25 protein-coding genes and 2 tRNA genes are annotated in these 26416 nt (G+C 54.1%); 10 read left to right on the plus strand and 17 right to left on the minus strand.

What is annotated here, in order from left to right; genetic code table 11:
- Positions 1-109 precede the first annotated feature (109 nt).
- On the plus strand, positions 110-1447 hold the full coding sequence (locus FE848_RS02045) for an MORN repeat-containing protein (RefSeq protein WP_200201056.1): 1338 nt from the start codon (positions 110-112) through the stop codon (positions 1445-1447).
- 62 nt (positions 1448-1509) lie between these two features.
- A complete protein-coding gene (locus FE848_RS02050) occupies positions 1510-2601 on the plus strand; it encodes a response regulator (protein WP_200201057.1) in 1092 nt (363 codons plus the stop codon).
- Here FE848_RS02050 and FE848_RS02055 read toward each other — a convergent pair.
- Entirely contained in the window at positions 2561-3166 is a 606-nt protein-coding gene (locus tag FE848_RS02055) for a nucleotidyltransferase family protein (protein ID WP_310965868.1), read from the minus strand. The genes FE848_RS02050 and FE848_RS02055 overlap by 41 nt on opposite strands.
- Before the next feature lie 181 nt (positions 3167-3347).
- Here FE848_RS02055 and FE848_RS02060 point away from each other — a divergent pair, with 181 nt between their 5' ends.
- Complete coding sequence (locus FE848_RS02060; RefSeq protein WP_200201058.1) at positions 3348-4196, plus strand: 6-carboxytetrahydropterin synthase; 849 nt, start codon at positions 3348-3350, stop codon at positions 4194-4196.
- 237 nt (positions 4197-4433) lie between these two features.
- Here FE848_RS02060 and FE848_RS02065 read toward each other — a convergent pair.
- The 3 genes from FE848_RS02065 to gltX form a co-directional block, all read right to left on the minus strand.
- Positions 4434-4509, minus strand: a tRNA-Glu gene (locus FE848_RS02065).
- Positions 4510-4517: 8 nt separating this feature from the next.
- Positions 4518-4593 (minus strand) — tRNA-Ala (locus FE848_RS02070).
- Positions 4594-4706: 113 nt separating this feature from the next.
- Complete coding sequence (gene gltX, locus FE848_RS02075; protein ID WP_200201059.1) at positions 4707-6188, minus strand: glutamate--tRNA ligase; 1482 nt, start codon at positions 6186-6188, stop codon at positions 4707-4709.
- 185 nt (positions 6189-6373) lie between these two features.
- Between gltX and FE848_RS02080 the strand changes: the two genes are divergently transcribed.
- Positions 6374-7300: a zinc ABC transporter substrate-binding protein gene (locus FE848_RS02080; protein WP_200201060.1), complete on the plus strand. Its 927-nt coding sequence runs from the start codon at positions 6374-6376 to the stop codon at positions 7298-7300.
- On the opposite strand, the gene FE848_RS02085 is transcribed toward FE848_RS02080, so the two are convergent.
- Positions 7277-8191 (minus strand): AEC family transporter, encoded by a 915-nt coding sequence (locus tag FE848_RS02085; RefSeq protein WP_200201061.1) that lies wholly within the window; start codon positions 8189-8191, stop codon positions 7277-7279. The genes FE848_RS02080 and FE848_RS02085 overlap by 24 nt on opposite strands.
- Before the next feature lie 233 nt (positions 8192-8424).
- On the opposite strand from FE848_RS02085, the gene FE848_RS02090 reads away from it, so the two are divergent.
- On the plus strand, positions 8425-9603 hold the full coding sequence (locus tag FE848_RS02090; RefSeq protein ID WP_200201062.1) for a trans-sulfuration enzyme family protein: 1179 nt from the start codon (positions 8425-8427) through the stop codon (positions 9601-9603).
- Here the strand turns inward: FE848_RS02090 and FE848_RS02095 are convergent.
- From FE848_RS02095 to FE848_RS02105, 3 genes are read right to left on the minus strand one after another with little or no spacing between them, the layout of a single operon-like run.
- A complete protein-coding gene (locus FE848_RS02095; protein WP_200201063.1) occupies positions 9598-9969 on the minus strand; it encodes a DUF488 domain-containing protein in 372 nt (123 codons plus the stop codon). The two genes, FE848_RS02090 and FE848_RS02095, sit on opposite strands and share 6 nt — an antisense overlap.
- 21 nt (positions 9970-9990) lie before the next feature.
- A complete protein-coding gene (locus FE848_RS02100) occupies positions 9991-11133 on the minus strand; it encodes an L-lactate dehydrogenase (RefSeq protein WP_200201064.1) in 1143 nt (380 codons plus the stop codon).
- The gene (locus FE848_RS02105; protein WP_200201065.1) at positions 11133-13115 is read right to left on the minus strand and encodes a putative bifunctional diguanylate cyclase/phosphodiesterase; all 1983 of its coding nucleotides are present in this window, start codon (positions 13113-13115) and stop codon (positions 11133-11135) included. Before FE848_RS02105 ends, FE848_RS02100 begins: the two co-directional genes overlap by 1 nt.
- A 254-nt stretch (positions 13116-13369) precedes the next feature.
- Here FE848_RS02105 and FE848_RS02110 point away from each other — a divergent pair, with 254 nt between their 5' ends.
- From FE848_RS02110 to FE848_RS02120, 3 genes are all read left to right on the plus strand, one after another.
- Entirely contained in the window at positions 13370-14083 is a 714-nt protein-coding gene (locus tag FE848_RS02110; RefSeq protein WP_200201066.1) for a succinate dehydrogenase iron-sulfur subunit, read from the plus strand.
- Positions 14084-14201: 118 nt separating this feature from the next.
- Positions 14202-14603 carry a PA2779 family protein gene (locus FE848_RS02115; RefSeq protein ID WP_200201067.1) on the plus strand — a complete coding sequence of 134 codons (402 nt, stop codon included), beginning with the start codon at positions 14202-14204 and terminating at the stop codon, positions 14601-14603.
- Positions 14604-14614: 11 nt separating this feature from the next.
- On the plus strand, positions 14615-15517 hold the full coding sequence (locus FE848_RS02120) for a PA2778 family cysteine peptidase (RefSeq protein ID WP_200201068.1): 903 nt from the start codon (positions 14615-14617) through the stop codon (positions 15515-15517).
- Here FE848_RS02120 and FE848_RS02125 read toward each other — a convergent pair.
- The 5 genes from FE848_RS02125 to FE848_RS02145 all read right to left on the minus strand — a co-directional run bounded on the left by FE848_RS02125 (position 15514) and on the right by FE848_RS02145 (position 20498).
- The gene (locus FE848_RS02125; RefSeq protein WP_200201069.1) at positions 15514-16059 is read right to left on the minus strand and encodes a DUF5610 domain-containing protein; all 546 of its coding nucleotides are present in this window, start codon (positions 16057-16059) and stop codon (positions 15514-15516) included. The two genes, FE848_RS02120 and FE848_RS02125, sit on opposite strands and share 4 nt — an antisense overlap.
- Positions 16060-16163: 104 nt before the next feature.
- Positions 16164-16508, minus strand: coding sequence for a YdbL family protein (locus FE848_RS02130; protein WP_200201070.1), 345 nt, complete (start codon positions 16506-16508; stop codon positions 16164-16166).
- Positions 16509-16552: 44 nt separating this feature from the next.
- Positions 16553-16711 (minus strand): YnbE family lipoprotein, encoded by a 159-nt coding sequence (locus tag FE848_RS02135; protein ID WP_413785001.1) that lies wholly within the window; start codon positions 16709-16711, stop codon positions 16553-16555.
- An 81-nt stretch (positions 16712-16792) separates the two neighbouring features.
- Positions 16793-19468 carry a YdbH domain-containing protein gene (locus FE848_RS02140; RefSeq protein ID WP_200201072.1) on the minus strand — a complete coding sequence of 892 codons (2676 nt, stop codon included), beginning with the start codon at positions 19466-19468 and terminating at the stop codon, positions 16793-16795.
- 103 nt (positions 19469-19571) lie between these two features.
- Entirely contained in the window at positions 19572-20498 is a 927-nt protein-coding gene (locus FE848_RS02145) for a DMT family transporter (protein WP_200201073.1), read from the minus strand.
- Positions 20499-20639: 141 nt separating this feature from the next.
- On the opposite strand from FE848_RS02145, the gene FE848_RS02150 reads away from it, so the two are divergent.
- A complete protein-coding gene (locus FE848_RS02150) occupies positions 20640-21476 on the plus strand; it encodes a LysR substrate-binding domain-containing protein (protein ID WP_227715079.1) in 837 nt (278 codons plus the stop codon).
- A 6-nt stretch (positions 21477-21482) separates the two neighbouring features.
- Here FE848_RS02150 and FE848_RS02155 read toward each other — a convergent pair whose 3' ends face one another.
- From FE848_RS02155 to FE848_RS02170, 4 genes are all read right to left on the minus strand, one after another.
- The gene (locus FE848_RS02155) at positions 21483-22034 is read right to left on the minus strand and encodes a hemerythrin domain-containing protein (RefSeq protein WP_200201075.1); all 552 of its coding nucleotides are present in this window, start codon (positions 22032-22034) and stop codon (positions 21483-21485) included.
- Between the two features lie 160 nt (positions 22035-22194).
- Positions 22195-24156 (minus strand): heavy metal translocating P-type ATPase, encoded by a 1962-nt coding sequence (locus FE848_RS02160; RefSeq protein WP_200201076.1) that lies wholly within the window; start codon positions 24154-24156, stop codon positions 22195-22197.
- A gap of 58 nt (positions 24157-24214) precedes the next feature.
- Positions 24215-24430 (minus strand): heavy-metal-associated domain-containing protein, encoded by a 216-nt coding sequence (locus FE848_RS02165; protein WP_200201077.1) that lies wholly within the window; start codon positions 24428-24430, stop codon positions 24215-24217.
- Between the two features lie 118 nt (positions 24431-24548).
- Positions 24549-25310: a Crp/Fnr family transcriptional regulator gene (locus tag FE848_RS02170; protein WP_200201078.1), complete on the minus strand. Its 762-nt coding sequence runs from the start codon at positions 25308-25310 to the stop codon at positions 24549-24551.
- A 202-nt stretch (positions 25311-25512) separates the two neighbouring features.
- Here FE848_RS02170 and FE848_RS02175 point away from each other — a divergent pair, with 202 nt between their 5' ends.
- On the plus strand, positions 25513-26397 hold the full coding sequence (locus FE848_RS02175) for an alpha/beta fold hydrolase (RefSeq protein WP_200201079.1): 885 nt from the start codon (positions 25513-25515) through the stop codon (positions 26395-26397).
- The last annotated feature ends 19 nt before the right edge of the window (positions 26398-26416 follow it).

A 26416-nucleotide genomic window follows, 5' to 3' on the forward strand; every position in this document is an offset into this window, starting at 1 on the left:
GCCAGCATTCTGGCCAAGTTCAGACACTTTCTGTTACATAACGCCGCTCTCGCTGGGTAAGATGAACTTGCTCGCGAATTTGTAGAATGCAGGATTAAGAGGTTCCGCCATGGTCGATTTCAGACCACTTTTGTTTTTGAATGCCCTGGCTCTTATGCTTCTGGTAACAGCTGGCTTTGCTTCTGTTCGGAGCGAAATGCCAATTGCGGCCGCGCCTCTGCAACCCGCGCAAAATGTGACTCTACCGAAGCCCGCAAACAAACCAGCGGTAACACAAAGCCCACAAGTGCTCGTCGAAGCACCAGCACCAGCACCAGCACCAGCACCAGCAATTGAAACTGTTGCAGAAGCACCGGTTGAAGCAGAAACACTCCCGATGGAACAGCCGGCGAGCGCCGAGCAATTCAATATTCCCGACCTTCCGGATGAGGCGGTCATGCTTGCCTCTGCGGAACCGCCAGCAGCAATGGCCACATATACCGCCAAGGCTGTGCCAGAACAGTCACCTGCCCCGACAACCGGCACCCTTACACTGCGCTCTAACGTGGCTGGCGACCGGGTTGAAATCAACGGCAAGGAATACGGCCCAACGCGACTGGACCTTGAACTGGCCCCAGGCAAATACGACATCACCATCAAAAAGGACGGGTTCCGCCCCTGGCAGCAAAGCGTTGCCCTCGATGCTGGCAACGAGTTGACCCTCGTAGGCAAACTTGAAGCCTACACCACCGTTAATTACCAGAACGGGAATTGGCGAGGTGGCATAAAGACCGGCGACGGAACCTATGAAGACAAAGACGGCCTGAAATACGAAGGTCAATTTGCAGATGGCGCTTTCCACGGCTCGGGCACAGCCTGGTACCCGGATGGCACTCGCTATGAGGGTGACTGGGAAAATGGCAAGCGCTCGGGTGAAGGCGCATGGCGCGACGCCGATGGCTCACGTTATACCGGGCAATTTGCCGACGATTCGTTCCAGGGCCAAGGTACTCTCACCCTTGCCAATGGTGACATCCTCACCGGGGAGTGGTCACAGGGTCGGCTCAACGGCCACGGTTCCCTGACAACAGCAGACGGCATGCTGTATGTCGGAGGGTTTCGCAACAGCGACTTTCACGGGCGTGGCACCCTCACCTACCCGGATGGCCGTCACTACGAAGGCGATTTTTCAAATGGCACCTTCCATGGCCGTGGCTCGGAAGTTTTTGCCAATGGCAAGAAATACGAAGGCGAGTATATTGAAGGCAAGTTCCACGGAAATGGTTTGCTGCGCAACCCGAATGGCAGCTCCATCGAGGCGACATTCCGCCACGGTGAACCCTATGGGCAGGTTCGCCTGACCACGGCGGCAGGTGAGATATTCACTGCCAGAACGACAGAGCCCGGCGTGTGTTATCGGGACAAAAGCTACAGGGCCACACAGTGCCCGAAACTCGAAGGCTGGTAGCTTTAATAGTAAAACCAGCCCGATAAACAACGCGATTGAAGTAACAGCTTGAGGTAGTAAGGATGGCGATCAAGAATGCTCTTCTGGTGGACGACTCCAAGGTAGCCAGGTTTGCCCTGAGCAAACTGCTGGAAAGCCGTGACATGCATGTCAACATGGCAGGCTCAGCCGAAGAAGCCCTGGACTTTCTGGACAGCAACGAACATCCGGACGTCATCTTCATGGATCACCTGATGCCTGGCATGAACGGCGTGGAAGCCACAAAGGCCATCAAGAGCAATCCGAACACCGCGGGCATACCAATCATTATGTGCACGTCTCAGAAGTCGTCATCTTTCACCAAAGAGGCGAAAAACTTCGGGGTCTACAACATCCTTACCAAGCCCACTCAACCAGACGGCCTTGGCATGGTGCTTGAGCAACTGGCCATTGATCTGAAAGCTGGATCCCTCCCTCTCGCACCGATACAGGAAGCAGAACAAGACGACCTGGCTATTGGAGTTACCCAAGGCGGATCGCTGGAGTTGTCAGCCGAGCGGTCCGATCTTGAGTCTGCCCTCAATGGCAAGAAGACATCCAGCACCGTACCGCTCACAAGCGATCTGATTGAACAGATTGCCCGCTCTGCAGCCCATGGCCAGGTTAATAGCAATCTGCATGAATTGCTCAGCTCACTGTTTGATGAGCAGTTTGACAATCTCAAGCGCGCGCTGGATGAGTCAAGGGGCAAGCAGGAAAGCATCATTGAAGATCGCCTGGGCGCCATGAGAGCAATGATAGAAGAGCGGACCCGAAATCTGAGCGATGAAGTCGCGGCTGAGGTAAATCTAAATCTGGGCCGGGAACTTGCCGACCTTAAAAAGGACCTCTCACGCAACTCTGGTTTTACTGCAAACCACATGGCAGAACTGAAGGACCATATTACCAGCGTACAAACCATTGATACGGAGTTTTGGCAAACACTGCAATCTGAAGCCATCCAGCAAGCTCACGAAATCTCCCGTGAGACTGCTGAAGACATAGCTCAGCGCACAATTGACTTGTTTGTAGCGCAGCAACGTTCTGCTTCATCCCGAATCTACACCGTCGGACTGGCTGTTAGCCTCGGGGTATTCAGTCTGGGTATTGCCTGGCTTGCAGGGCTCTTCGGCTAAGCACCTCCCTGATTCTCGCCCAATCTTCCGGGGTGTCTATGTCGTCATGGACACCCGGAATATCCATTCGCGTCGCATTGGCTTCTGCCAACAGCCCCCCTGCACCTCGATCACCCTCAAGGGTCAGCACGTCTGGCCAAAGCCACCGCGGCAGATAGGCTGGCACACCTGGGCGCCGGCCATAATCTGCGGCCGCTGGCGTCTTCGGAAAACATCTCACAGCTTCACCAAACGCTTGAAGGGCGTCTCTGTCTAACAGCGGCTGATCCACCACCAACACAAACACTCCCCTGGCCCTCGGCCCCAAACTTCGGATGCCCGCTACCAGGGAAGCGGCCATGCCTTCATGCCAATCAGGCACAGGCACCCAGCTGGAGGGCTGCTGGCTGCAGCGAAAACGAATCAACGGATACCAGGCCCCGCAGGCAACACGCACATCCCGGCTAAGCAACCTGGCTTGCCCGATGGCGTTATCCAGCAGAATGTGACCTCGCCCCTGTTCGCCGCTCACCTTTAATAGAGCCTTGGGGCGACCAAACCGGCTGGAAGCCCCGGCTGCGAGCACAAGTGCCGGAAAATCCTGATCGAAGTCATGGCGAGAGGCAGTTATGATGTCGCTCCTGATAAAGCAATGAACACGAAAAGAGTGGCGAGCAACGATTCAAGGCATTAGCTCGACAAGACACTCACTCAGGGATTTTTGCTAGAATCCCCCCATCAATCAACTATACCCGCCCGGAAATTTAATGAACCATCTGTTTGTAGACAACCTCACCGTTATTGATTTCGCTTACCTGGATCCCGCCCGTGGATTAGTCGGGGAAAGCTGGATTGCCGACGTGGTGCTGGGGGGCGAGCTTGATGAACAGGGCATGGTATTCGATTTCAGCAATGTGAAGCGCACTATAAAGCGCATCATCGATGAGCGCGTGGATCACAGGCTTGTGATACCCCGTGGCTACGAAGGCCTCTCCTGGAATCAGGATACGCCTGACACCTTCACCTGGGCACTTGCCGATGGCAGTCACATTATCCATCGCTCCCCCGACGAAGCCGTTGTATGGCTTTCTGCAGACCGGGTTATGCCATCGGCTGTCGCCGCTCTGCTCGAACGTGAATTGCTGGCTGTTCTACCTTCGAATGTCACTTCAGTGCAGATCAACCTGCGGGAAGAGGAACTTGAAGGAGCTTATTATCACTACGTGCATGGCCTTAAAAAGCACCTGGGCAACTGCCAGCGCATCGCCCATGGTCACCGCTCACCTATTCGGATAGACCGCAATGGCAAGCGTGATGAGGAGCTGGAACGCTCTTGGGCCAAGTTATGGCAGGATATTTATGTGGGCTCTGAGGAAGATGTCGTACGTCGCCATGTTGACGCCGGCGTGGCGTACATAACCTTCGAATATGAGTCCAATCAGGGTGAGTTTGCCCTGACCCTGCCCGAGGCGCGGGTTTATATGATGAACACAGATACGACTGTGGAATTCATTGCCGCTCACATTGCAGACGAGCTGAAAGCCAAATTCCCATCTGACACGATTCTTGTGAAAGCCTACGAAGGTGTTGGTAAAGGTGCCATAGCTTCCCGCTAACACTGCCTACTCCGAGCACTGACAAGCAGGGAGAGTGTGCTCCCAAAACACGCCGTGAACCCATCCATGGGGGCTTGGTGTTGCCATCCCTGGCAACACACAGTTTTGGGAGCACACTCTCCCTGCTTGCCACCATAGTTTCTGTATTAGCCTTCAGCTTTTTCTTCAGGCACAAAAAAACCGCCCGAAGGCGGTTTTTTTGATGGCTATCCGGTGGACTAAACCGTCAAGCCGTATTGGCGTCCCCTAGGGGGTTCGAACCCCTGTTGCCGCCGTGAAAGGGCGGAGTCCTAGGCCACTAGACGAAGGGGACTAGAAAATTGGTGGAGCCAGACGGGATCGAACCGTCGACCTCAACACTGCCAGTGTTGCGCTCTCCCAGCTGAGCTATGGCCCCAACGGATGCGTATATTAAGGATCCACCCCATGGTCGTCAACCTTTCGCCCCACTTTTTTCAACTTTTCTGAACTTCCTTGTTCATTGCGCTCATTTCTTGGTCAATCTGGTCATTAAGCGCCCAAAGCCGCGTACTCTTTCTCCACTTTCTTGGTTTCTTTCTTGGAGAAACCACCGAGCACTTCCAGAGCTTGGCGCAAGCGGGCGCGAGTCATATCCGGGCCCAACATATCCATGGAATCCATAACAGACCAGGAGTTCGGGGTACCAGCAATAGCCACAAACACAGAAAACATGAAATCGCCCATTTTCAGATCCATGGCTTTCGCCAGGAATTTGATATCTGCGAAAATGGTGTCCTTGCTCCAGTGACGTTGAGCCTCCAGCTTCCACAGAGTGAACTGCAATACCCGTTTGATCTGAGATTCTTCCAGTTTGTTGTGGGCAAAGTTCTCAGGCTTCAAATCCAGCATGCCAGAAAACATAAACTGGGCCATGGGCGCCACATCGGAGAACACCTCTGCCCTACCCTGGATATGGGGCACCATTGCCTTGAGCGAATCCTTGTTGAACCACCACTGGCTCATGCGCTCCACAAACTGGTCTTCTGTGAGCTCGTCGCGCAGCCACTGGCCGTTGAGCCAACGTAACTTCTCAACATCAAACACCGGGCCGCCAAGGGAAACGCGCTGGATGTCGAAATTCCCGATCATCTCATCCAGGGTGAACTTTTCACGCTCATCCGGCATGGACCAGCCCATACGGCCAAGGTAATTGGTTACCGCTTCCGGCAAAAAGCCCATGCGCTCGTAAAAGTTAATGCTGGTGGGGTTTTTGCGTTTTGACAGCTTGCTCTTATCCGGGTTGCGCAGCAGCGGCAGATGACAAAGTACCGGCATATCCCAGCCAAAATACTCGTACAGCAACTTGTGCTTGGGCGCAGAATTAATCCACTCTTCGCCACGCAGTACGTGGGTAATTTCCATCAGATGGTCATCAACCACGTTCGCCAAGTGATACGTCGGCATGCCATCGGATTTCAGCAGGATTTGGCAATCCACCTGTGCCCAATCGATTTCAATGGTGCCCCTGAGCATGTCATCAATTTCGCAAACACCTTCGTCGGGCACTTTCATGCGGATAACATAGGATTCACCCGCATCCAGGCGACGCTTGATCTCTTCCTGGGACAACTCAAGGTTTCCCTTGATACCCGGGTTCAGGCCTTGCGCCTTGCGATCTTCTCGAATGGCATCCAGCTCTTCAGGCGTGCGAAAACAATAGAACGCATGGCCAGCTGTCACCAGATCTTCGGCGTACTGAGCATAAGAGTGCTTGCGCTCTGACTGACGATAAGGACCATGGGGGCCGCCCACATCGGGACCTTCATCCCAGTTGAGGCCGAGCCAGCGCAGAGCCTTGAGAATATCCTGCTCGGATTCTGCCGTACTACGTGCCTGGTCGGTATCTTCAATGCGCAGGATAAACTTGCCACCGTGCTGCCGGGCAAAACACAGGTTAAACAGGGCCACGTAGGCGGTACCAACATGTGGGTCACCGGTGGGTGATGGGGCAATTCGGGTACGTACAGTCATGGAACCTTCCTGAAAATCGGTGGCCGTTTGATTAGCCCGGTATTATACCGGCCCGGGCATTATTTCGCATGAGTGCAAATCGTATCATTGCGCTCACGCTTTGAGACACAACAAGATTTTGCGATGGCACCACTAGCGGTGTTATATTATAACATTACCAACACGCACCAGGATTCAGACCTAACATGCGCATCCAAATCATAGCCCTGGCTCTAACACTGACAACCAGCACCCTGCTCTATTCCGACAACACGCTTGCCGACACTCGCATTCTCACTTCCATCAAGCCACTGGAACTTCTGGTGCGCGCGATAGCCACGGAAGATATGCAGGTAAATACACTGGTGCCGCTAGGCGCCAGCCCTCACAACTATTCGATGACACCGTCAAAGCGCAGGGTACTGGAAGATTCCGATGTGATTTTCTGGGTAGGGCCCAAAATGGAGACGTTTCTGAATCGCCTGCTGACGGGCAGCGAATTTGGCGGACGCTCGACCACACTCATGGAACACGATGAAGACAGCGAGCACGCTGCCAGTGCAGATAGCCACGATGAACACAGCCACGGACATGACCATGGAGATGGTGAAGACCCTCATATCTGGGTGGACCCACACATGGCGCAAACCATGGCAGAAACCATCCGAGATACCCTGGCCCAACGGAACATGGCAGACAAGCCTGCCCTCGATGCCAACCTGGAAGCATTCAGAGCATCACTGACAGCCAAAGAGCAGCAAATCCGGAAGCAACTGGAGCCCTTGCGGGATACCAGCCTGTTTGCATACCACAGCGCCTTCACACGGTTCGCAGAACACTACAACCTGAATGTAGAGGGTGTGCTAACACTCAACCCCGAACTATCGCCGGGAGCCAGACACATAGCTGAGGTTCAGAGCAGCCTGCGCCGTGCAAATCATCCCTGCCTGCTAACGGAGCCCCAATTCAACCGGCAGTGGTGGCGTTCCATCACCGCCGGGCTGGATGTGACATTCAGCACCTGGGACCCACTGGCTACAAACATAACCGCAACTCCGGAGGGTTATGTGGCCTTCCAGCAAAGCATTGCCGATGCCGTGCTCAAGTGCCTACCAGAGAATGCTGAGCATTAAAGGAATAGACACCATGGCCAGAAGTGTCTGGCCACTGATGATACCCGCCATCAAGGGTGCATCGCCGCCCAACTGGCGCGCCAGGATATAGGCCGAGGTCGCTGTTGGCAGAGTGGCCAGCAGTATCGCTACTTGCACCAGGGTGCCATCAAGGCCCAACAGAAGGGCCAAGCCTGCCGCCATAAACGGGAACAGCAACAACTTTAAAACAGACGACACTACGAAAGGCACGGAAGCGCCTCGCAGGGCTTTTAGCTGAAGCCCTGCGCCAACAGTCATCAGCCCCATAGGCAAGGCCAGATTGCTTAGCGGCTCAAGTGTTCCAGCGAGAAGCGGATGAAAGCCAATCTCGAAAAAGCTCCAAATCACCCCAAGAACTGACCCTATAATCAACGGATTTGACGCAATGGCACGCACTACCGGCGCTAGCCGTGCCGGGCCGTCGGATGTGACAATCGAAAACATAAGAATGCACAGCAAATTAATCAGCGGCACCATGACGGCAACGGCAATAGCTGTGAGGGACAAACCATCATCGCCAAGTAGCATGCCCCCCGCCGCTAGCGCGACATAGGAATTAAACCGGATAGCTCCCTGGTACACCGAAGAAAAAACCGGCCCATTCCAGCGCCAGAAGAACTGCACAACCACCAAAAGCAACGTCATCGCCAGCAGCATGGACGCGATAAGCAAGGCAGTGTCACCATAGGCGGAGGCGGGTAAACGAGCCTGCCCAAGTTTGAACACCAGCATGGCGGGAAAAAGTACGTAGTAGGTAAAGCGCTCAGCCTGAGGCCAGAATTCAATCGAAGGAAATGCCCAGCGCCTGAACAGGTGCCCTAAAACAATCAGCGCAAAAACAGGCACAAGCGCCTGAACCATAACCGGCATACCGAATACTCCAGCATCAAAAACTGAAAAATAAGCATCTATCCCGAACTTGGTACCGGGAAACAGCCGAGCATATCAGATGACCAATAACCCGTCCCGAAGTGGTTATTTCTATAGTGCTCTATGCCTACGGTCATCTGCCCCGGTAGTCAGCGCGAGCCATGCCTGCGAGAATAATTCCCTCTACACTGCGAAATTACTTTTATAACTTTAGCCAGCTTAAGGGACAGCCCATGCACAAAGATTCAGAGCACGGTAAGGCAACTCGAATCATCCATAACCGCCGCCACAAGGATGGCTTTGGCAGTCCCTACTCGCCGATTTACAACACCACTACCTACCGGTTTCCGGATACAGCAGCGCTCCAAGAGGTCATTGCAGGCCGTGCGCCGGGTAATCTGTACACTCGCTGGGGAAGCAACCCATCCATCCAGGAGCTGGAACAAGGCCTGGCCAGCCTTGAGGAGACAGAAGATGCGCTAGCCTTCGCCTCGGGGATGGCCGCCATCTCGGCAACCCTGTTTGCCCATGGTCGAAACGGCATTGTATGCGTTGGCGACCTCTACGGCGGTACACAGGAACTGCTGACCAAGCACATGGAACCTCTGGGCCTTCCCGTTACCTTCCTGTTACGACATGAACCCGATCAACTGGCCAGCGCCCTGAGCAAACCCGGCATGTTGGTGTACTGCGAATCGCCGGCCAATCCGACGTTGAGCATACTGGACATTCAGCAGCTGGCGCAGCAAGCCCATGCCAAGGGCGCCCTGCTTGCAGTAGACAATACCTTTGCATCGCCGGTGAACCAACGGCCGTTAAACCTGGGGGCAGACTTGAGCCTTCACAGCGCAAGTAAATTCCTTGGTGGGCACAGCGATATTACAGCAGGCGCAGTCATGGCCTCTGCGGAACGAATAAAGCCCATAGCCCAGTGGCGCAAAAACCTCGGCCAGATTCTCGCACCAGAAACCGCTGCTCTACTCTCTCGCAGCCTCAGAACCCTGCCCCTGCGGGTAAAGCAACACAATGAGAACGCATTGGCGGTTGCCCGCGCGATGGAAGGCCATCCGGCCATAAAACGAGTGCTCTATCCGGGTTTGCCAGACTTCCCGGGCCACAACCTGGCCAAGCAACAAATGGACGGATTTGGTGGTGTGTTGACGATAGAGATCAAAGGGGATCGGGAACAGGCGGTAAAAGTTGCCGACAACTTGCAGGTTTTCTTGCTGGCCACCAGTTTGGGTGGCGTGGAAAGCCTGGTTTCCCAGCCCTGCGCCACAAGCCATTATGGAATCAGTCAGGAGGAACGGGAACGCCGTGGCATAAGCGACAGTATGCTGCGGCTATCTGTTGGGCTTGAGGATGCAGAAGACCTGATAGCAGACCTTCAGCAGGCCCTTGGCACGCTATAAATCGCCGTTATCCAGAAAGTCGCGAAGGGCTACAGCGTTATTGTGCTCTGTATCCTTTGCGGCGAACACCAGGGTTATGCGCTTGTGCTCTTTTAGAATCGCCTGCAGTTCCTTCAGAGCGTCGGCCGTGTCTCCCTCCTTCGAGGCTTTCAGCTCCTTCAGGTAACGCTGGCGAAACTCTTTCCACTTCTCAGGGTCGTGATCAAACCACTTTCGCAGCTCAGTGGAAGGCGCCAGCCCTTTTAGCCAGGCCTCGAGATCAGCATCTTCCTTGGCAACGCCACGGGGCCATATCCTGTCGACCAGAATGCGCGGGCCGTCAGAACGTGCGGCGTCTTCGTAAGCTCTCTTGATTCGAATATCCATCAGCAAGCCTCCGTTTGTCGCTCAAACAATATCATCCGGGTTTAACTGTTCTACCGAAGTTTTGCCCAGCAGTGCAAGAGTCAACTCAACCTCATAGCGGAAGTTGTCCAGCATTCGTACGACTGCCGCCTCACCGCCGGCTGCCAGTGCATAAGCCCATGCACGCCCCACCAGGCAAGCGTTCGCGCCAAGGCAAAGCGCCCGCACAACATCCTGACCAGACTGTATACCGCCATCAAACAGAATCTCGGTTTTTCCGGACACGGCTTCTACGATGGCGGGTAGCGCCGAGATGGTTGACGGCGCACCATCCAGTTGTCTCCCACCATGGTTGGAAACAACAATGCCATCGGCGCCAACATCTACCGCCGAACGGGCATCGTCAGGATCCATAATCCCTTTGATAACCAGTTTGCCCGACCAGTGCTGGCGTACCCAATCGAGATCCTTCCAGGTAACCGACGCATCAAACTGCTGGTCTACCCATGCTTTGAAATCTTCAGGATTGCGGCCCGAGGGCACGGCATCAGACAGGTTGCCAAACGTTAGAGGTTTGCCCTTGATGGCAACATCCCAAAGCCATAGGGGATGGGAAAGCAAATCAGACAGCTTTTGTATCTTGCCCCAAGACGAGAGGCCGCCATTCATGCCGTTACGTATATCTCTATAACGTACGCCAAGTTTGGGAAGATCCACTGTAAACACCAGAGTTGAGTATCCGGCTTTGTGTGCACGATCAAGCAAGGCTTCCGAGTAGCCCCTGTCCTTCAAAACATACAGTTGAAACCAGTTAGCCGCAGTGGCTGCCGCGGCAACCTCTTCCAGCGAACAAATGGACACGGTGCTGAGGCAAAAGGACACACCAGCTTTCTTCGCTGCCCGTGCTACCTGAACCTCTCCCCTGCGGGCGAGCATGCCGGCTAGACCAACTGGCGAAAGAGCCAGTGGTAAAGAGGTATCCTGGCCCAGTATTCGTGTAGCAGCAGAGGCAGCAGACACGTCCCGCATGACCCGTTGGCGGAAGTGCAGCTCTTGGAAATCCCCCGCATTTTCCCTGAGGGTCTGCTCCGAAAAGGCACCACCGTCAAAGTAATCGAACATCATTCGCGGCAGTCGCGCTTCCGCGATCTTGCGGTTATCCATTGTATTTGCGGGCGTAATCATTATTTTACGTATTCTCCGGCAGACCATTCAGGATAAGGCCGCCACTGTTTTTTCCAGGCTGCTATTTTCTCTGGTTTCATGGGCCTGGCAATGGCGTAGCCCTGAGCATGATAACAACCAAGGCGAATCAGAAGCTTCCCGTGTTCCATGGTTTCTACCCCCTCCGCCACCAACTTTTTGTCGAACGCATGAGAAAGGCCAATTATGCCTTTGAGGATTGCTCTATCGTCACCATTCAACAATGCACTGCTTACAAAGCCCTGGTCTATTTTCAGGGTTCTGACAGGTAGCTTTTTGAGGTACGAAAGTGAAGAGTAGCCGGTACCAAAATCGTCCAATGAAAAGGTTACCCCAAGGCTTTCGCATTCCCGAATAATACTGCCTGCCTTATCAAGCTCACCAAGAGCAGCTGTTTCAAGTATTTCCAGATCCAGTCTTTGCGGCGCAACATGTGGGTATCTGGCCAGCGCCCCGGCCAACCTGGTTGCAAAATCCGGGTGCTGGAGATGTACCGCAGCAATATTCACACCCACATCCAAAGCCAAGCCTTCACTATCCCAAACCGTCATTTGCCTGAGCGCCTGGCTAATAACCCACTCACCTATGCTGATCATCAGTGGGTGATACTCCAATGCTGGCAAAAATTGCATTGGGCTCAAGGTACCTTTTTCCGGGTGCTCCCACCGAATCAGCGCCTCAACACCTATTACTCCGCCAGTTCTAAGACAGACCTTGGGTTGATAGAGCAACCTGAACTGATCGCCTGCAAGCCCGGCACGAATGTCCGCCAAAAGCCGCTGGCGCTCAACTGACTGGCGCTGTGCGTCGGCATCCAGAAACAGCCACTCACCTTTTTGTTCCTGTTTGGCGCGAAACAACGTGTGGTCAGCCTGCCGCAAAAGCGTATCCCCGTCATCTGCACCATCATGGGGAAACCGGACGACACCTGCAGTAAACGCCATACTGATACTGCCACCATCAAGCATGAACGGTTGTTCAGCCGTCAGTCTCAATGCCCTTAGCTGGGCCTCTACTTTTCCGCTATCGGCCAGAAGCACAACAAACTCGTCGCCACTGATTCGTGCAAGCTGCCCACCGTGGGCCATCGCTTCCCTCCAGCGCCTGGCAAGCAAACCAAGCAGTCTGTCGGCAGAGTCTTCACCGAAGCGGGCATTCACCTTGTGAAAATTATCCAGATCAATAGAGATCACCGCAGCGGACTCTGCAGGTAAATGCTTTTGCTGCATTAGATGCCGGATTTCCCGGAGTATTCCATTGCGATTCATCAGCCCCGTAACCGGATCTGAATAGGCGAGAAACTGCAACTGTTCTGCGTGTTCAGATGCCTGCTTCTCAAGTGCTGTACTGAGGTTACGCTGATGCAAACGGGCAATTTCATCCTCAGCTCTAAGGCGCGCCATTTTTTCACGCATCAACTGCATGGTGCTGGCTGAGAGTTTTTCGTAAATCTCCAACAAAGCTGAAACCATCACTGACACTGCGCCGCTCAACTCGTTGTCCACTTCTTTTCTAGCTTCTGTTAGCGTAGCGCCTCGCTCTACCGCTTTGATGGTGAGAGCCATTCGGCGATCCGATTCCAGAATATGAAATGCCAGCCAGCGGGTAAGGTAGGAGAACAATTTGCCCATAACCATTTCTTGCGGCTCATCACTGGAGCGGAACATGTGGATCTGCACGAAAAACAGTTGATGACCATCGTGATGGTTCTGCACCATTTCCTGCTCACCGAGAGCAGCTTTCCAGATTTCCTCCTCCTCTTCAAAATGGTAAGCAGCATAAGAAAGCAGCTCATCAAGAATGTGGCTAATCTCAAGCTCGGAGGTACTGGATGCAAAGTGCCAGGCAAGCCTGTTCACGATTTCAACAAGCACCTTATGCTGTTCATCAATTGTTTTGATGCCCGTTTCGAAATTCCGGTTCCATGGGAATATTTCGAAAACGGTAGTGTCTATTTCAGACATGATTAAGGATCCAAACTTCGTTGATAGGAGCTGTCTTAAGCATAGACTAAATTGCTGCCATTCTTTTTCAGCGTCGCTGCGAAACGAATAGACAGCTCCATGCGCTGGATCATTCCCAGGCAGCACAACTTGATTTTTCCGTAGGTAAAAGCTCCCTGCTTCTGCTAAACGTTTTGCGGTCAACATCACCCAATGCGCAGGCTTATCCGGCAAATAGCCATTCGCGCTTCAGGGAAGCAAAGAGGGATAACACAATGGCAACTATTACCGTCCAACTCTACCGCTACAACCCGGAAGCTGATACCACGCCTTATGTACAGGATGTGGAAGTCGATGCCAGTTACCGCGACCGCATGGTGCTGGATGTTCTTGAGCACCTGAAAACTGTCGACCCCACGCTGTCTTTCCGCCGCTCCTGTCGCGAGGGCGTGTGCGGATCTGACGGCCTTAACATTAATGGCCGCAATGGTCTGGGCTGTATCACCCGGGTGGCTGATGCCCTTGGCAAGTCGTCCAAACTGGTCATCCGACCACTCCCCGGCATGCCGGTGATCCGTGATTTAGTGGTGGATCAAACGCTGTTCTTCAAACAATACAAAAGCATTCAACCGTGGTTGGTAAACGACCAACCAACACCAGCAATCGAGCGACTCCAAAGCCCGGAAGATCGCGCCAAACTTGATGGTTTGTACGAATGCATACTGTGCGCCTGCTGTTCCTCCGCCTGCCCGTCCTGGTGGTGGAACCCCGAAAAATACGTGGGGCCGGCAGGCTTGCTGCAAGCCCACCGATTTTTACTGGATTCTCGAGACACAGCAACCGCAGAACGTTTGGCAAAACTGGAGGACCCGTTCAGCGTATTCCGCTGCAGGGGAATTGGGAACTGCACAGCATACTGCCCAAAGGGGCTCAACCCTATGAAGCAAATTGGAAGGATCAAGGCAATGCTAGTCCGTCACCAAATATAAACTGGAGATTAATGCATGTTAATCTGATTTTAACGGCAAATGGCGCGCAAATGCTTACACTTGTGACTTGACTGATCCAGAATAGAAACTCGAAGCAATACCTAGCAGGAGCAGCATTATGCAAGCTATCAGATCCTACACCCAGTCCGTTTCCGCTATCATGGCGTTGGTAATGGTATTGAGTTCTATGTGGGCAATTCCTGCCTCTGCCAACATTGTTGGTACCGGCGAGCTCCTGACTGAACAGAGAGCTGACATCGATCGCGAAGCTCTGATGAGCATGTTGGACCGAGAAGACGTAAAAGGTGCACTTGCCAGTATGGGCGTGGGAGAGCAAGAAGTGCGAGACAGGATTCAAAGTCTCACACCCTCCGAACTTGCAGACTTTAAACAACAGCTTGCCGAAGCACCAACTGGCGAAGGGGTTGTGGGAATAATCGTACTGTTTCTACTGGTTTTCATTATCACGGACATGCTGTGTGCAACGGATATATTCCCGTTTATTAACTGCATTCGCTAAGTAACACGTTTATGTATACTTTCCGGCCACGCCCGGCCGGGCTTCTATTGGCAGCGCTCCTGGGAGTAATCCTCTCAGGCTGCGCCAGCCAACCAAATTGGCCCGACACCTCCAACACAGTCACACTTACCAACGTACCCTTTCATCCTCAAGAGCTGTATCAGTGCGGCCCTGCCTCTCTGGCGATGATGCTCAACGCCCAGGGTGTTCAGGCAACGCCCGATGAATTGGTAACCAAGGTTTACCTGCCTGAACGCAAAGGTGCGTTGCAAGTCGAGATGGTGGCTGCAGCCCGCCAATACGGGATGCTGGTTTATCCGCTGAAGCCAGAACTGGACGTTTTGCTAAAGGAAATTGAAGCCGGGAACCCGGTTCTGGTTTTGCAGAATCTTCGTTTTGGATGGTGGCCACAATGGCACTTTGCTGTGGTGATTGGCTACGACAGCAAGAAGGAAGTGCTGATACTGCACTCCGGCACAGAAGAGAATTACCGCCTACCCGCCAGCGCATTTATGGCGACCTGGGATCGCTCGGAACGATGGGCACGGGTCATGCTGCCGCCAAACCAGATGCCTGTAACGGCGGAACCGCTGGAATTCCTGATGGCGGCCCACGATCTGGAAACAACCCGGCAAACAAACGCCGCAAAAGCTGCCTACAGCGCCGCAGCCCAAACCTGGCCCGATCAACCTGCAGCTTTGCTTGGCTTGGGCAACCTGGCCTATCAGCAGGGCAACTGGTCAGAAGCGGAGAACTACTACCGCACCATGACCGAACGATTCCCTGATATTAGTGCTGGCTGGAATAATCTGGCTGAAGTCTTGTCCAAACAAGGCAGAGACAGAGAGTCTTCTGCCATGCAGAACAAAGCCCAGAAAACGAAGGGAGTTTCAAAAACTCCGGGTGCCGATTAACCGGTCTCAGTGGAATTATCCACTTCTGGCTCTTTACCTAGAAACAGCTTCTCCAAATTCAGCAAGCCTTCCTGAATAAGGTTGAAACCTTCATCGATTTCCGCACTCAGAGTTTCGTTCATCATGCCCAACGCAACTATCTGTTCTCGCGCTTCGGCATAACCTTTCTCGATACCCGCACGGGCCTGAGACATCAAATCTGTCAGCTTTTCCAAATCTGCGCCACCGTCTGCCTCTGCTTGCAGCCGGTTCTGCACAAACCCGAGGATCACACTGGCGACATCCGAAGCGGTGGGTGGTTGCGCCTGTGCGGAATACTTGTCCGCCCCGGATACGGCTTTGTTCTGGCCGCCCATGGCTTCCTGTAGCCGCTGCTCTATACGTGCCCGCATTACATTAATCGCATCTGCAGGTGTACGAATAGCCGCCTGCTTTTCAATTCGAGCCTCGGCAGCTACGCGATTGGCTGGATTGGCTTCGGTGGGGCTCGTGTTCACTCGACCGGTCACATCCGGCCCGCGACCAATGATTGGCGCTACCATAACCTAAACCTCCTGCAAGGGCTTATATGTATGAGTTAACGGCAGGCACGCGCCAAACTTTAATATCGATTGGCTATAACGCACTCACCCCTAATCTATACCTTCTATTTTTTTATCCAACGCTCACCTACCCAAATGTACTGCCCAGCGGGCGTTTTCTCGACTGCTTTCTGGCCCGCTACAGTCTCAACTTTAGTGACCGCGATGCCGTGCTTTTCAGCAATTTCTTTATAGGCTTCACGGCGGGCATCGTTTATTGCACTCACAATATCCTGTGCCTTCTGATCCGCGCTTACAGCCGCCAGATAACCCGAGGGTGTTTCTCCCACAAGACCTTGGCTTTTCGCGGATTCGAGAGCGTTTTTCGCTTCATCCAAACTCATGGCCATTGCCGGCAAAGCAAGGCAGAACGCTAACACCAGGGCGCTGAATCGGGTAAATAATGTCATGGCTAACTCCTTAATCATTCGTTTTTTACACAACCCCAAGGCAATCAGAACAGGCCCTTTTCACTGAACAGTTCGTCTACGTCTTTATCAACTTTCACATAAATTTCATGCTGGATTTTCACGTTCAAATTCACAGTAATCGGCTCCTTGGGCGCCGCCACCTGAACGGTTGGGGTGCAGCCGAGCAATAAGATACCGATCATCAAGCTCGCCAACAGGGCGAATACACGCCCGGGAAACCTCGAACCAAATTGCGTCATATCGATGTACTCCTTTGTTACCCTTTACTCTAACAGGTCGTCTGAATCCCGCTCGCGCTTCTTCAGCATACTTTTAACTCTTTCCGCCACCGCATCACTCACTCTGCCGCTTAACTGCAAGCTGGTAAGCAGCGCCGGTATATTCTCTTCAAGATTGATGTTCAGTACGACAGGCTGACCTTTGCCAACCTCCGGGCTATTGCCTTCAAGGTGGAGTTCCAATATCAGAGTGCCGTTTTCATCATAATTGATCGCGCTATCGAGCACTGAGTAGCGGAAATCCTCCAGAGCACGGGCAACCAGTTTCATGGACTCGCTTTGGCTGGCAAGGGCCTTCAATCGCTCTGCCGTTACTTTCAGCCGCCCGCCCGGCTTAAGGGCATCGATTCTGCCTCTCTCCACCCGAATGCCGGTGGCAGGATCAAACAGCACAGGTACAGTTCCACTGAGGATACCTGTACCGGCCAGCCCTTCCGTTGGGTAGAGCTGCAATAGATGAGCGAGGCTGAGTTGGTGAAGTTCCACGGGAATCGTCACTGGCGCCTGCGCCAAGTTCCAGCTTCCGGGCTGTATGTTTACTTCTCCGCTCAAAGCGCCGGAGCTGGCTTGCTCCAGAGTCATCACCCCCGCTGCAAGCTGGGCCAGAGGCGCTTGGTAATGGCCTGCCAAAAGTACTGGGCCGAAGGGTAAACCCGGGTTCACCTCCTCTACAGTCAGCTCCGTGGTGGCCACTTTAACGCGCTCATTTTCAAGAAAGAACTCAGTGGCGCCGTTCATTTTTGTCCACGCCGTGCGATCGTAGGTGCCGCTCCAGTCTGCAAACACCAATTTTCCTGCCAAGTGCATTGAGCCGTTCCGGGGTCGCTCATATTTGGCGTACGCACTGACATTGCCACCGGATACAAGCAATGATTCTGGCCATGCTGCAAATATGCGAGACAAAGCCTCCACCTCACTTTTCCCGCTCACCCGCATGTTGGCTTCAAGAGATAGAAGCCCGTCATAGGGGAATTTCAGATCGAGGTTTACGGACGTCCCGGCTTTGGCTTTCAGCAAACCTTTAACATCTGTACGGTCCAGTGTGGCATTCACATGACTATCCAGCTGCCAAGGCTGCGGTTGTAACTGCGGGTGCCGGATCTGTTTTGCCTTGATGCCCAGCGGCCCAATCAAAGACAGCTGGCTCAGCTCGCCCTGCTCGCGACGGTAAACCGCTTTAAGGGTCGCTCCGGACAAGTCCACACGCAGGCCATTAAGTTGCGTGCCACCCGTCGCGGCGGCAGTGCCGGGAAGTGGCTCGAGTTTCTCAGCTTCCACGAATGCACGCTTTCCGAATTCCAGCGCAACTGCACTGTCGTCCAGCCAACCTGTTAGCGTGGCCTCTACCTTGGGTTTGGTCAGCCGCCAGCCGGCCACATCAAGTTGTCGCAGTGCTGCAGTAATCTGTGTATCCCCCAACTGCACGCGCCAAGGAGGGCTTGTGGATGCAGCCAGATGGGAATTTATGGCAAGATTTGCACCCCCGCGGCTGGTCACTGCAAGTGTTAACGGTAGCAAAGCAGGCTCTGCCCCGGCTTGGGTAGCAGCGGCTCCGCCAAGAGTTAGGGGTAAAGCCTTTGCGGGTCGCACGGAGAGTTCGAGAAGCTCAGGGCGCATCAGCTCGGGTATGCTTTTGATCCAGGATGCCGGATGACTCAACTTCAGATCCGCCTGCAAGGTTTCGGGCTGCCATATGCCTTCATCAACCTTCAAAGCCACCTCTGCATTGCCACTGATTGTTCCAATACCTGGTGCGGGCCAGGGTTGCGGCAATCGTGCTTGCACCTTCACGCTCCCCGTCGCTTTGGCCAAAAAGGTTTCGTCTCCGGGCCCCTGCAATTGCCAGTTGGCGGCGGCAGAGCCTGTCTTCGGCTGATCCGGCCATTGCTCCATGGGTATGTTCTGCCAGGTTTGCAGCCAGGCCAGCAACCAATCTGCCCGGGGTAACTCTGGCACATCAACAGAACCCTGCCACGACACCAGGTCATTGGCGCTCCGGGTACTGTAAGCCGTATGCGCTGAAAGATACCGCACACCATCAATCGATAATTCTGCTGACAAGTTCAGGTTATCGCGCCCAGCGCGATCAAGAGTCGCCAACAGACCAAGCTGATGACCTTCGTGGTGGAGTTGCACCTGGGCCTCAGTAACCTGAGCCTCATGGGAGTTGTTCAAGGCAAGGCTGCCTGCCAATGGGCAGCGGCCTGTTTCACACGGCAAGGTCACATCAAACTGCTGTACGCTTACTTCCGAAGGCAGCAAGGCCAGCAATTCTGGTTGCCACTGGATCGGCTGTTGCACTCCCGGTGCCGTTTCAGACTGAGCTACCGGTTTAGTGTATAAATCGAGCCACAGGTACTCCGCGGTCAACGTAGCTAACTGCGGCTGCCACCCGCCTCCCCATTCCGGCCAGCGCCAACCAAGCGACACATTCCGGCCATGCAAGGCAAGGTCTCTTTCCGGGATGGACTGAGTCAACGTCAGTTCGCGAATCGTTACACCGCTAAACGACAGATCCAGCCCCAGCCACTCCAGTGATTCGATTCCGTTTTGCTCGAGCGCCTGATTCCAGAAATAGCGAGCGGCCAGACCGCCCGCCAGCACAGTGAGCACCAATACTGCAAACAGTCCCCAACCAACCGGTTTCCAGGCAATGCGCATTGCGGGCTGTCTCCTGACACCTTATCGGTTTATGACAGCTCTCTACCGTACATTGGTTACTGTGGTTCAAACAGTTAAAATATGTGCATACAGGCGCGCACTACTAACCGTGAGACAGCTGGGAGCTGCGCCTCATGGTTGCCACAAACGATCCTGCAACAACCAGCAGAGCGGCAAGCGGTAAACGCCAGTCTGGTGCAGCAACCCCGGCAATCACCAAAAAGGCAGCCGCCAATACCGGTACGCCATAGGCAAGGCTGCCAACCAAGGCGGCCGGGCCGCTACGTAAAGCAACATCCCACGCTACCATGGCAAGTCCATAGGGGCCAACGCCAAGCCCCACACCAGCAACAAGTGCCAGGCCTGAAGGCAATCCAAAGGCAGCACCGGTGAGAACATCGGCTGTTACAGCGCCCACAGCGGCGATCAAAAACAGGCCAGGCATAATAGGCGCAACCGCCACAGGTGCGGCCTGACACACCCACGAATACAGTGCCCAGCAACAAGCTGCCAACAACGCCAAACCATAGCCCAGCATGTACTGGGAAAAACCTTCTGTTCCAGTCCCCGGCGAAAGCAGCATCGCTGCGCCTGAAAAGGCAATGAGCGCCCCACACAACACCGGAAGCGGTATCCGGCGATGGAAAAGCCACTGGCTGATCACAATGAACATGATGGGCCAGGTATAGGTGATCAACGCTGCCTCTGCGGTTGGGGCCATACCGACCCCTGTGAGGTAGCCACCAATAGCACCCAGTATCAGTGCCGGTAACAGACCGTATATCGCCAATTTCCATTTCAGGGTTAGTGGCACCTGAACTGCCTGGCCAGCCCGATTACGGCGCTTGCCAAGGCTCGCGGACCAGGCGACCGCAGCCCCACTGAGCAGAGCAATGGCCGTGAGCTGGAAGGGCGGCACGGAGCTCGCCAGATTCACCAGAATAGGTGCACCCGCCCAGAGCACAACAGCAAAAAGGGCGGCAATGATACTGACATAAAGCGGGCGGGAAGGGTTTGCGATTAGTTGCACCGTCGTGACTCCTGTTGCTGTGGGTGAATTGAATTCGACAGTGACAGGCTACCCAATTACCATTCATCACAACATCAATGCTTTTTGATAGCGAACATCACGAGAATTGATACATTGAGAAACCGCATACTGGATCTGAACATGCTCCTCACACTGGTGACCATTGCGGACACCGGAACGGTTACAGCGGCTGCCGAACGATTGGCTTATACCCAATCCACCGTGAGCATGCAGTTGAACCGTTTGGAAGCTGCGCTTGGCGTTCCGCTTCACGAGCGGGATGGGCGGCGTATAAGGTTTACGGCAGAAGGCCAGAAGCTGGTGGGCTACGCCCGAAAAATGCTGGAGCTCAACAATGAAGCCCTTGATGACGTGCAGCAACGCCAGGTTTCCGGGGAACTGAACCTTGGCATTCCGGAAGACTATGCCTTTCTGCTGACCTCGGCGTTGTCTCAATTCAACCGGTTGTTCCCAGCGGTGCAGTTACAGGTAACTTGCCGCTCAAGCGTTGAGCTAGTGAAGCAGGTGCAGGCGGGAACCATGGACCTGGCCGTGGTAACTCGGCAAGCGAGATCTCCGGGTGGTGAAGTCATCCGGCGTGAGCCTCTTATGTGGGCCGTTGGTGCAAACGCCCAACCCTCTCTGACCGACCCAATCCCTTTGGCCTTTTACTCTCCGGGAGCAGATGTTTTTCGCGATCTTGCCGAACAGGCATTAACGAACGCAGGGAGGGATTGGCGAATGGCCTATTCCAGTCAATCGATGACTGGCCTGATGCCGATTGTTGCTGCAGGGCTTGCGGTAGCGGTTATCACACGGAATATGCTCACACCGCAGTTGCGCGTGCTGGATGAGCGCAGCGGCATGCCTGCTCTGCAATCCGTAGAGATTGCCCTGCACCGACCAACTGGCAGGCCTTCAGAGCCTGCAAAGCAGTTGGCCGAGCTTATTCGCAGTCATGTGTCGACGGCGGAATAAAGTGCATCAGGAAAATGGAGAAGGAGCTTCCTTAAACTCCTCGTACAATTCAGGATAATCTTCTTTAAGCCGTGCCAGATTGGCTTGTGCACCTTCCGGCAGCATTTTAAGGAGGCTTTTTTGTTCTTTTTCCGACAGGTGTTCGCGGAAGAACGGGAACAATAGCTCGCGCTCTGCACGCAGGTATGCGCTATGTGCATCGAGATAGGCTTTAAGGTCATCGGCAAAACGATCCATAGGCACTACAGCGTCCAGCAGGATCATATCAATATTCTCCGACAGCAGGTTCAAACGATCCCGCAACGCCTGGTAATCCTCGGCTAGCCTTTGGCCAACTTCGCCTTCCTTGAACTTTTTGGCCACAAGGTGCTCGGTGTATAGCCGCTCAAGAGGCGTAACAAAGCCGTTCATATAATCGAGAATATAGTCGACAACCTCCCGGATCAGATGAAAATCAGGGCGGTCGCCTTGGGTCAGGGATTCATGCCTGAGCAAGAGTACGTGTAGCAACCGGGCCATGTTGGCATGGTCGTGGCGTATTTGGTTAAGGGTCGCCATATATAAACCTCCTCATGATGGTAGCTCGTATTATAGCTATCTTTTCTAAGACCATATTGGATCGTTCGCTTTTAGATTACCAGCACAGGGCAGTGGCGTGGGTGGCGCGATGCAGAAAAGCCGGGAAGGCGTTACCCTCCCCGGCAACCGGAATACTATACTAGGCTGCCTGTGCTTCCTGCGGCACTAATGGAGCAGACTTTTGCTTCCGCGCTGGGCGAGCCCTCATCAGGCGCATGCCGTTGATGACCACCACCAACACTGAGATCTGGTGGATGAACATACCGCCTGCCATATGAACCTCGTTAGCGAACACGCCTGCCAAGAGGCCAAACACTGTCAGCAGTGCGATGACTACGTTCTGCCGAATATTGTTCAAGGTGGCTCTCGCCAGCCCGATCGCTTCGCCTATCTTGCTTAAATCATCCGCCATCAGTGCTATATCGGCACTTTCAATCGCTACGTCCGTTCCGGCAACACCCATGGCTATGCCAATATCTGCAGTCGCCAGCGCAGGCGCATCGTTAATTCCATCTCCAACCATAGCAGTTGCACCGGTTTCGCGCTGTATTGCCTGGATTGCTTCAAGCTTTTGCTCAGGTAAAAGCCCTGCATGAACTTCATCAATCCCGACTTCACGAGCGATCCGCTGGGCACTGGCTAAGTGGTCGCCGGTTAGCATCACCAAACGCTTCACACCGATATCGCGCAGGTGCTGCAATGCAGCGGCAGCTTCCGGGCGCAACTTGTCAGCAAACCCAAGCAGCCCAACAAGTACGCCATCAACCGACACTGCTGCGACCGTTTCGCCACGCTCACGAATCTCATCCAATGCTATGCGTGCGAGTTCCGGCCATTCATTAACCCGCTCCTCTAGCCACACCGGGCTACCAATTTCTATTCGCTGGTTCTGCCACTGGGCACTGATACCACCACCCGGCGCAGTTTCAAACTGATCTACACGCGGGCCTACATAACCCTCTGGTAATGCACGTTCAACAGCACGCCCTAGGGGGTGCTCAGAACCGCTTTCTGCCAGCGCCGCCCACTGCAATAACCGGGTGCGAGGTGAATCTTCACCAGCCATGCCAGGAAGTGCTGGAATACCAGCCAATGGAGTAGCGGTAAGTACTTCCGGCTGCCCTTCCGTGAGTGTTCCAGTTTTATCAAACGCAACAGCGCGGATTCGGCCTGCTGTCTCCAGGTATTCACCACCTTTGATCAGAATACCGCCACGGGCTGCCCTGCCAATGCCTGCAATCACCGAAATCGGTGTGGAAATAACCAGTGCCCCCGGGCACGCAATCACCAGCAGAGTCAACGCAAGCGCAACATCCTTTGTGACCAGATACGCACCAATAGCCATCACAATAATTGCCGGTGTATACCAACTCGCAAACCGCTCAATCATTCGCTGAGTGGGCGCTTTGGCTTCTTGCGCCTCTTCAACACGCTGAATAATCCGTGCCAGGGTTGTATCTGCACCCACGCCTTCGGCACGCACCTCAAGATAACCGTCGTGGCTCACCGTGCCGGCGAATACCATGTCACCGCTTTGCTTCTGTGCAGGAATCGGCTCTCCGGTGATAGCACTTTCATCTATGGCCGCTTGACCACTCAGGATGACCCCATCAACACCCAAACGCCCACCGGGGCGAACAATCACTGTGTCGCCAGTTACAACTTCGTGGGGCGCCTGGGTAACCTCGGTACCATCCCGGAGAACCGTCACCTCCGTAGGCGCCAACGCCAGCAAATCGCTAAGCGCTGAACGCGTGCGTGACAGGGTTCGCGCCTCCAGGTAGCCTCCTAAAACAAACAGGAAGGTGACTGCGGCGGAATCCCAATACTCTCCAATAAACAGGGCGCCTACGGCTGCAATGGTCACCAGCAACTCGATGCTGATGATTCGGGCGCGCAGTGCAGCAAATGCCCGCAATGCAATCTCGGTACCCGCGACAGCTGCTGCAAATAACCATAATGCGCTGGTAAGGCCGGCCGGGCCACCAAGGAAATTACTGGCAACACCGCCCACACCTGCTGCACCGGACACTAACACGACCAGACCACGCCGGCTTGCCGGTGAATGCCACAAGCGGCGCAACTTATTAAAAAATTCCATGTTCACTTACCTCAACATAGAGCCAGGAACAAACACCGGGCTTGCCCCTGACCTCAAGTTAAAATGCGCTGACGCGAGCCTCGTAACCGACATTCCTAACTGCTGATACCAACTGGTCGGTTTTCACCTGATCAGCATCGTATTCAACCTCGATGCGTCCGGTGGTGAAGTGCACTTTGGCGTGAGCGACACCTGCAACCTGGCCCAAGGCTTTCTCGATTTTGGGAACACAGGATGGGCAGTTCAGTTCGTCACTACGTAAGATAAGTTTCATAGTCATTCTCCTGTCTCTTTACTTTTGATGCATACAGGATGAATGATTTAGGCGGGTCTTTATATGCGCTGGAACATGTTAGTCCAAACACTTGTTAAATATGGGAAAAATCACAAAATCACTCAGCCAGGGCCGCGTCTTTAGCCAGTTGTGCAAGGCCGTCACGATCACGAATACGGATCCATTGGCGCCCGGTTTCAACATAACCCTGGCGGCGAAGATTGGAAATAACACGGCTGACTGTGGCCGCTGTTGACGCAACCATGGCCGCGAGATCCTGTTGTGAGAGCGGAGATTGAATCAGAACGCCGGATTCATCGCTCTCACCTAACCGATCTGCAAGATCAATCAGGACCTGAGCGATGCGCGCTTCCACCGGAAGCGTACTGAGCGACCGAATCACATCGTGAGCAGCTTCAAGATCACGAGCGACACCGTCGAGAGCACTGAGGGCTACTTCTGGATAGGTACGAATTAGATGTCGGAAGTCTGCTGTCGTAATCGTCAGCACGCAGCAGGCGGTCTGCGCCACTGCTGTTTGTGGATAGCGGCGCTGGCCAAGCGTCGCCAGCCCACCGAAAGGATCACCCCGCCCCAGCAGATCAAGCACAACCTCGTTTCCGGAAGCGCTGTGCTGAAGAAGTTTTATCCTGCCATGAGCAACCAGGAAAAGTGCCTCTGCCGAGTCGCCTTCGTGATAAAGAGCAGCGCCCGCGGGATAATCCACACTTCTGAACAGTCGATTCACCGCCTCAATTGCCTGCGCCGGTAACCCACGGAAATAAGGCGCATTGCTCAGGATTCTCGCGCGAAGGTCGGTTGAGCAATTTTCGGGGCTGTGGTGCCCATCATCTAATGGCGTTGAGCGTTTACGTCTCATTTCAACAATTCCCTTCTTTACAATAGTCAGCATGCACCAATCCAGGGTGCCAACCCAATTCCGACAACTTCTCTGCACAGGTTAACTCGCCGGTCGTCATAGACTAACCTCGCGCGTATGTCCCAACATGATTTGCCAAGATGCCTTCATTTTCAGCACTATAGCGCCCACGCTCTAAATAATCAGTCCAAGAGAAGCAGTAATGAACCAGCCAGATACCCATAGTATTACCACAGACGCGGGCCACAGCCTGACAGCACGGCTATTTGCAGCCGACAGCGCCGAGGTGCGGGGTATTTGCGTGCTTGCGCCGGCAACCGGCGTAGCCCAGTACTTGTACGACGACTTCGCCCGCTGGCTGAACACCCAGGGCTTCCATGCCCTGACCTTTGATTACGAAGGCATGGGGTTATCGGTAAACGGCCATGTAAAGGACAGCAAAAGCGACAAGCTGAGCTGGGCAAAATACGACTGTCCTGCGGTTCTTGCATTCATTAAAGAGAAATTTAGCGGCCTGAAAATTGTGTGGATCGGCCACAGCGTGGGCGGCCATATGATTGGTTTTATGGGCCACAACCCGGATATCGATCAGGTAATTACCGTTGGGTGCGGCACAGGAACCTGGTGGCATAACTCACCCCCAACCAAACGTATTGCCTGGTTCCTCTGGTACATTCTTGTACCCACGGTGGTGCCCATTGCAGGCTATTTCCCCGGCAACCGCCTGAAACTCATGTGTGACATGCCCAAGGGCGTGATCATGCAGTGGCGGCGCTGGTGCCTGAATGAAGAATACTCCGTCGGCTGCGAAGGAGACTGGCTGCGGGAGCGGTTTGCCAGTGTGCGCACACCCATTACGGCCATTGAGTTTTCCGATGACGACATGATGTCGCCCACAAACGTTAGAATGCTACACGAGTTCTTTACCAACGCGCCGCAAAAGCACATTCGGGTAACACCGGAAGAGATTAACCAGAAGCGCATTGGCCATATTGGCTGGCACAGGAAGCGGTATGAGGTGCTTTGGGAGAAGGTGTTTGCGCCGCTGCTGCCGGGTGATGAGGGCGCTTCCGGGGCTGAATCCTGACGTACGCTATTAATCCCCC

The sequence above is a fragment of the Marinobacter sp. 1-3A genome, assembly GCF_016597775.1.
Taxonomy (GTDB): Bacteria; Pseudomonadota; Gammaproteobacteria; order Pseudomonadales; family Oleiphilaceae; genus Marinobacter; species Marinobacter xiaoshiensis.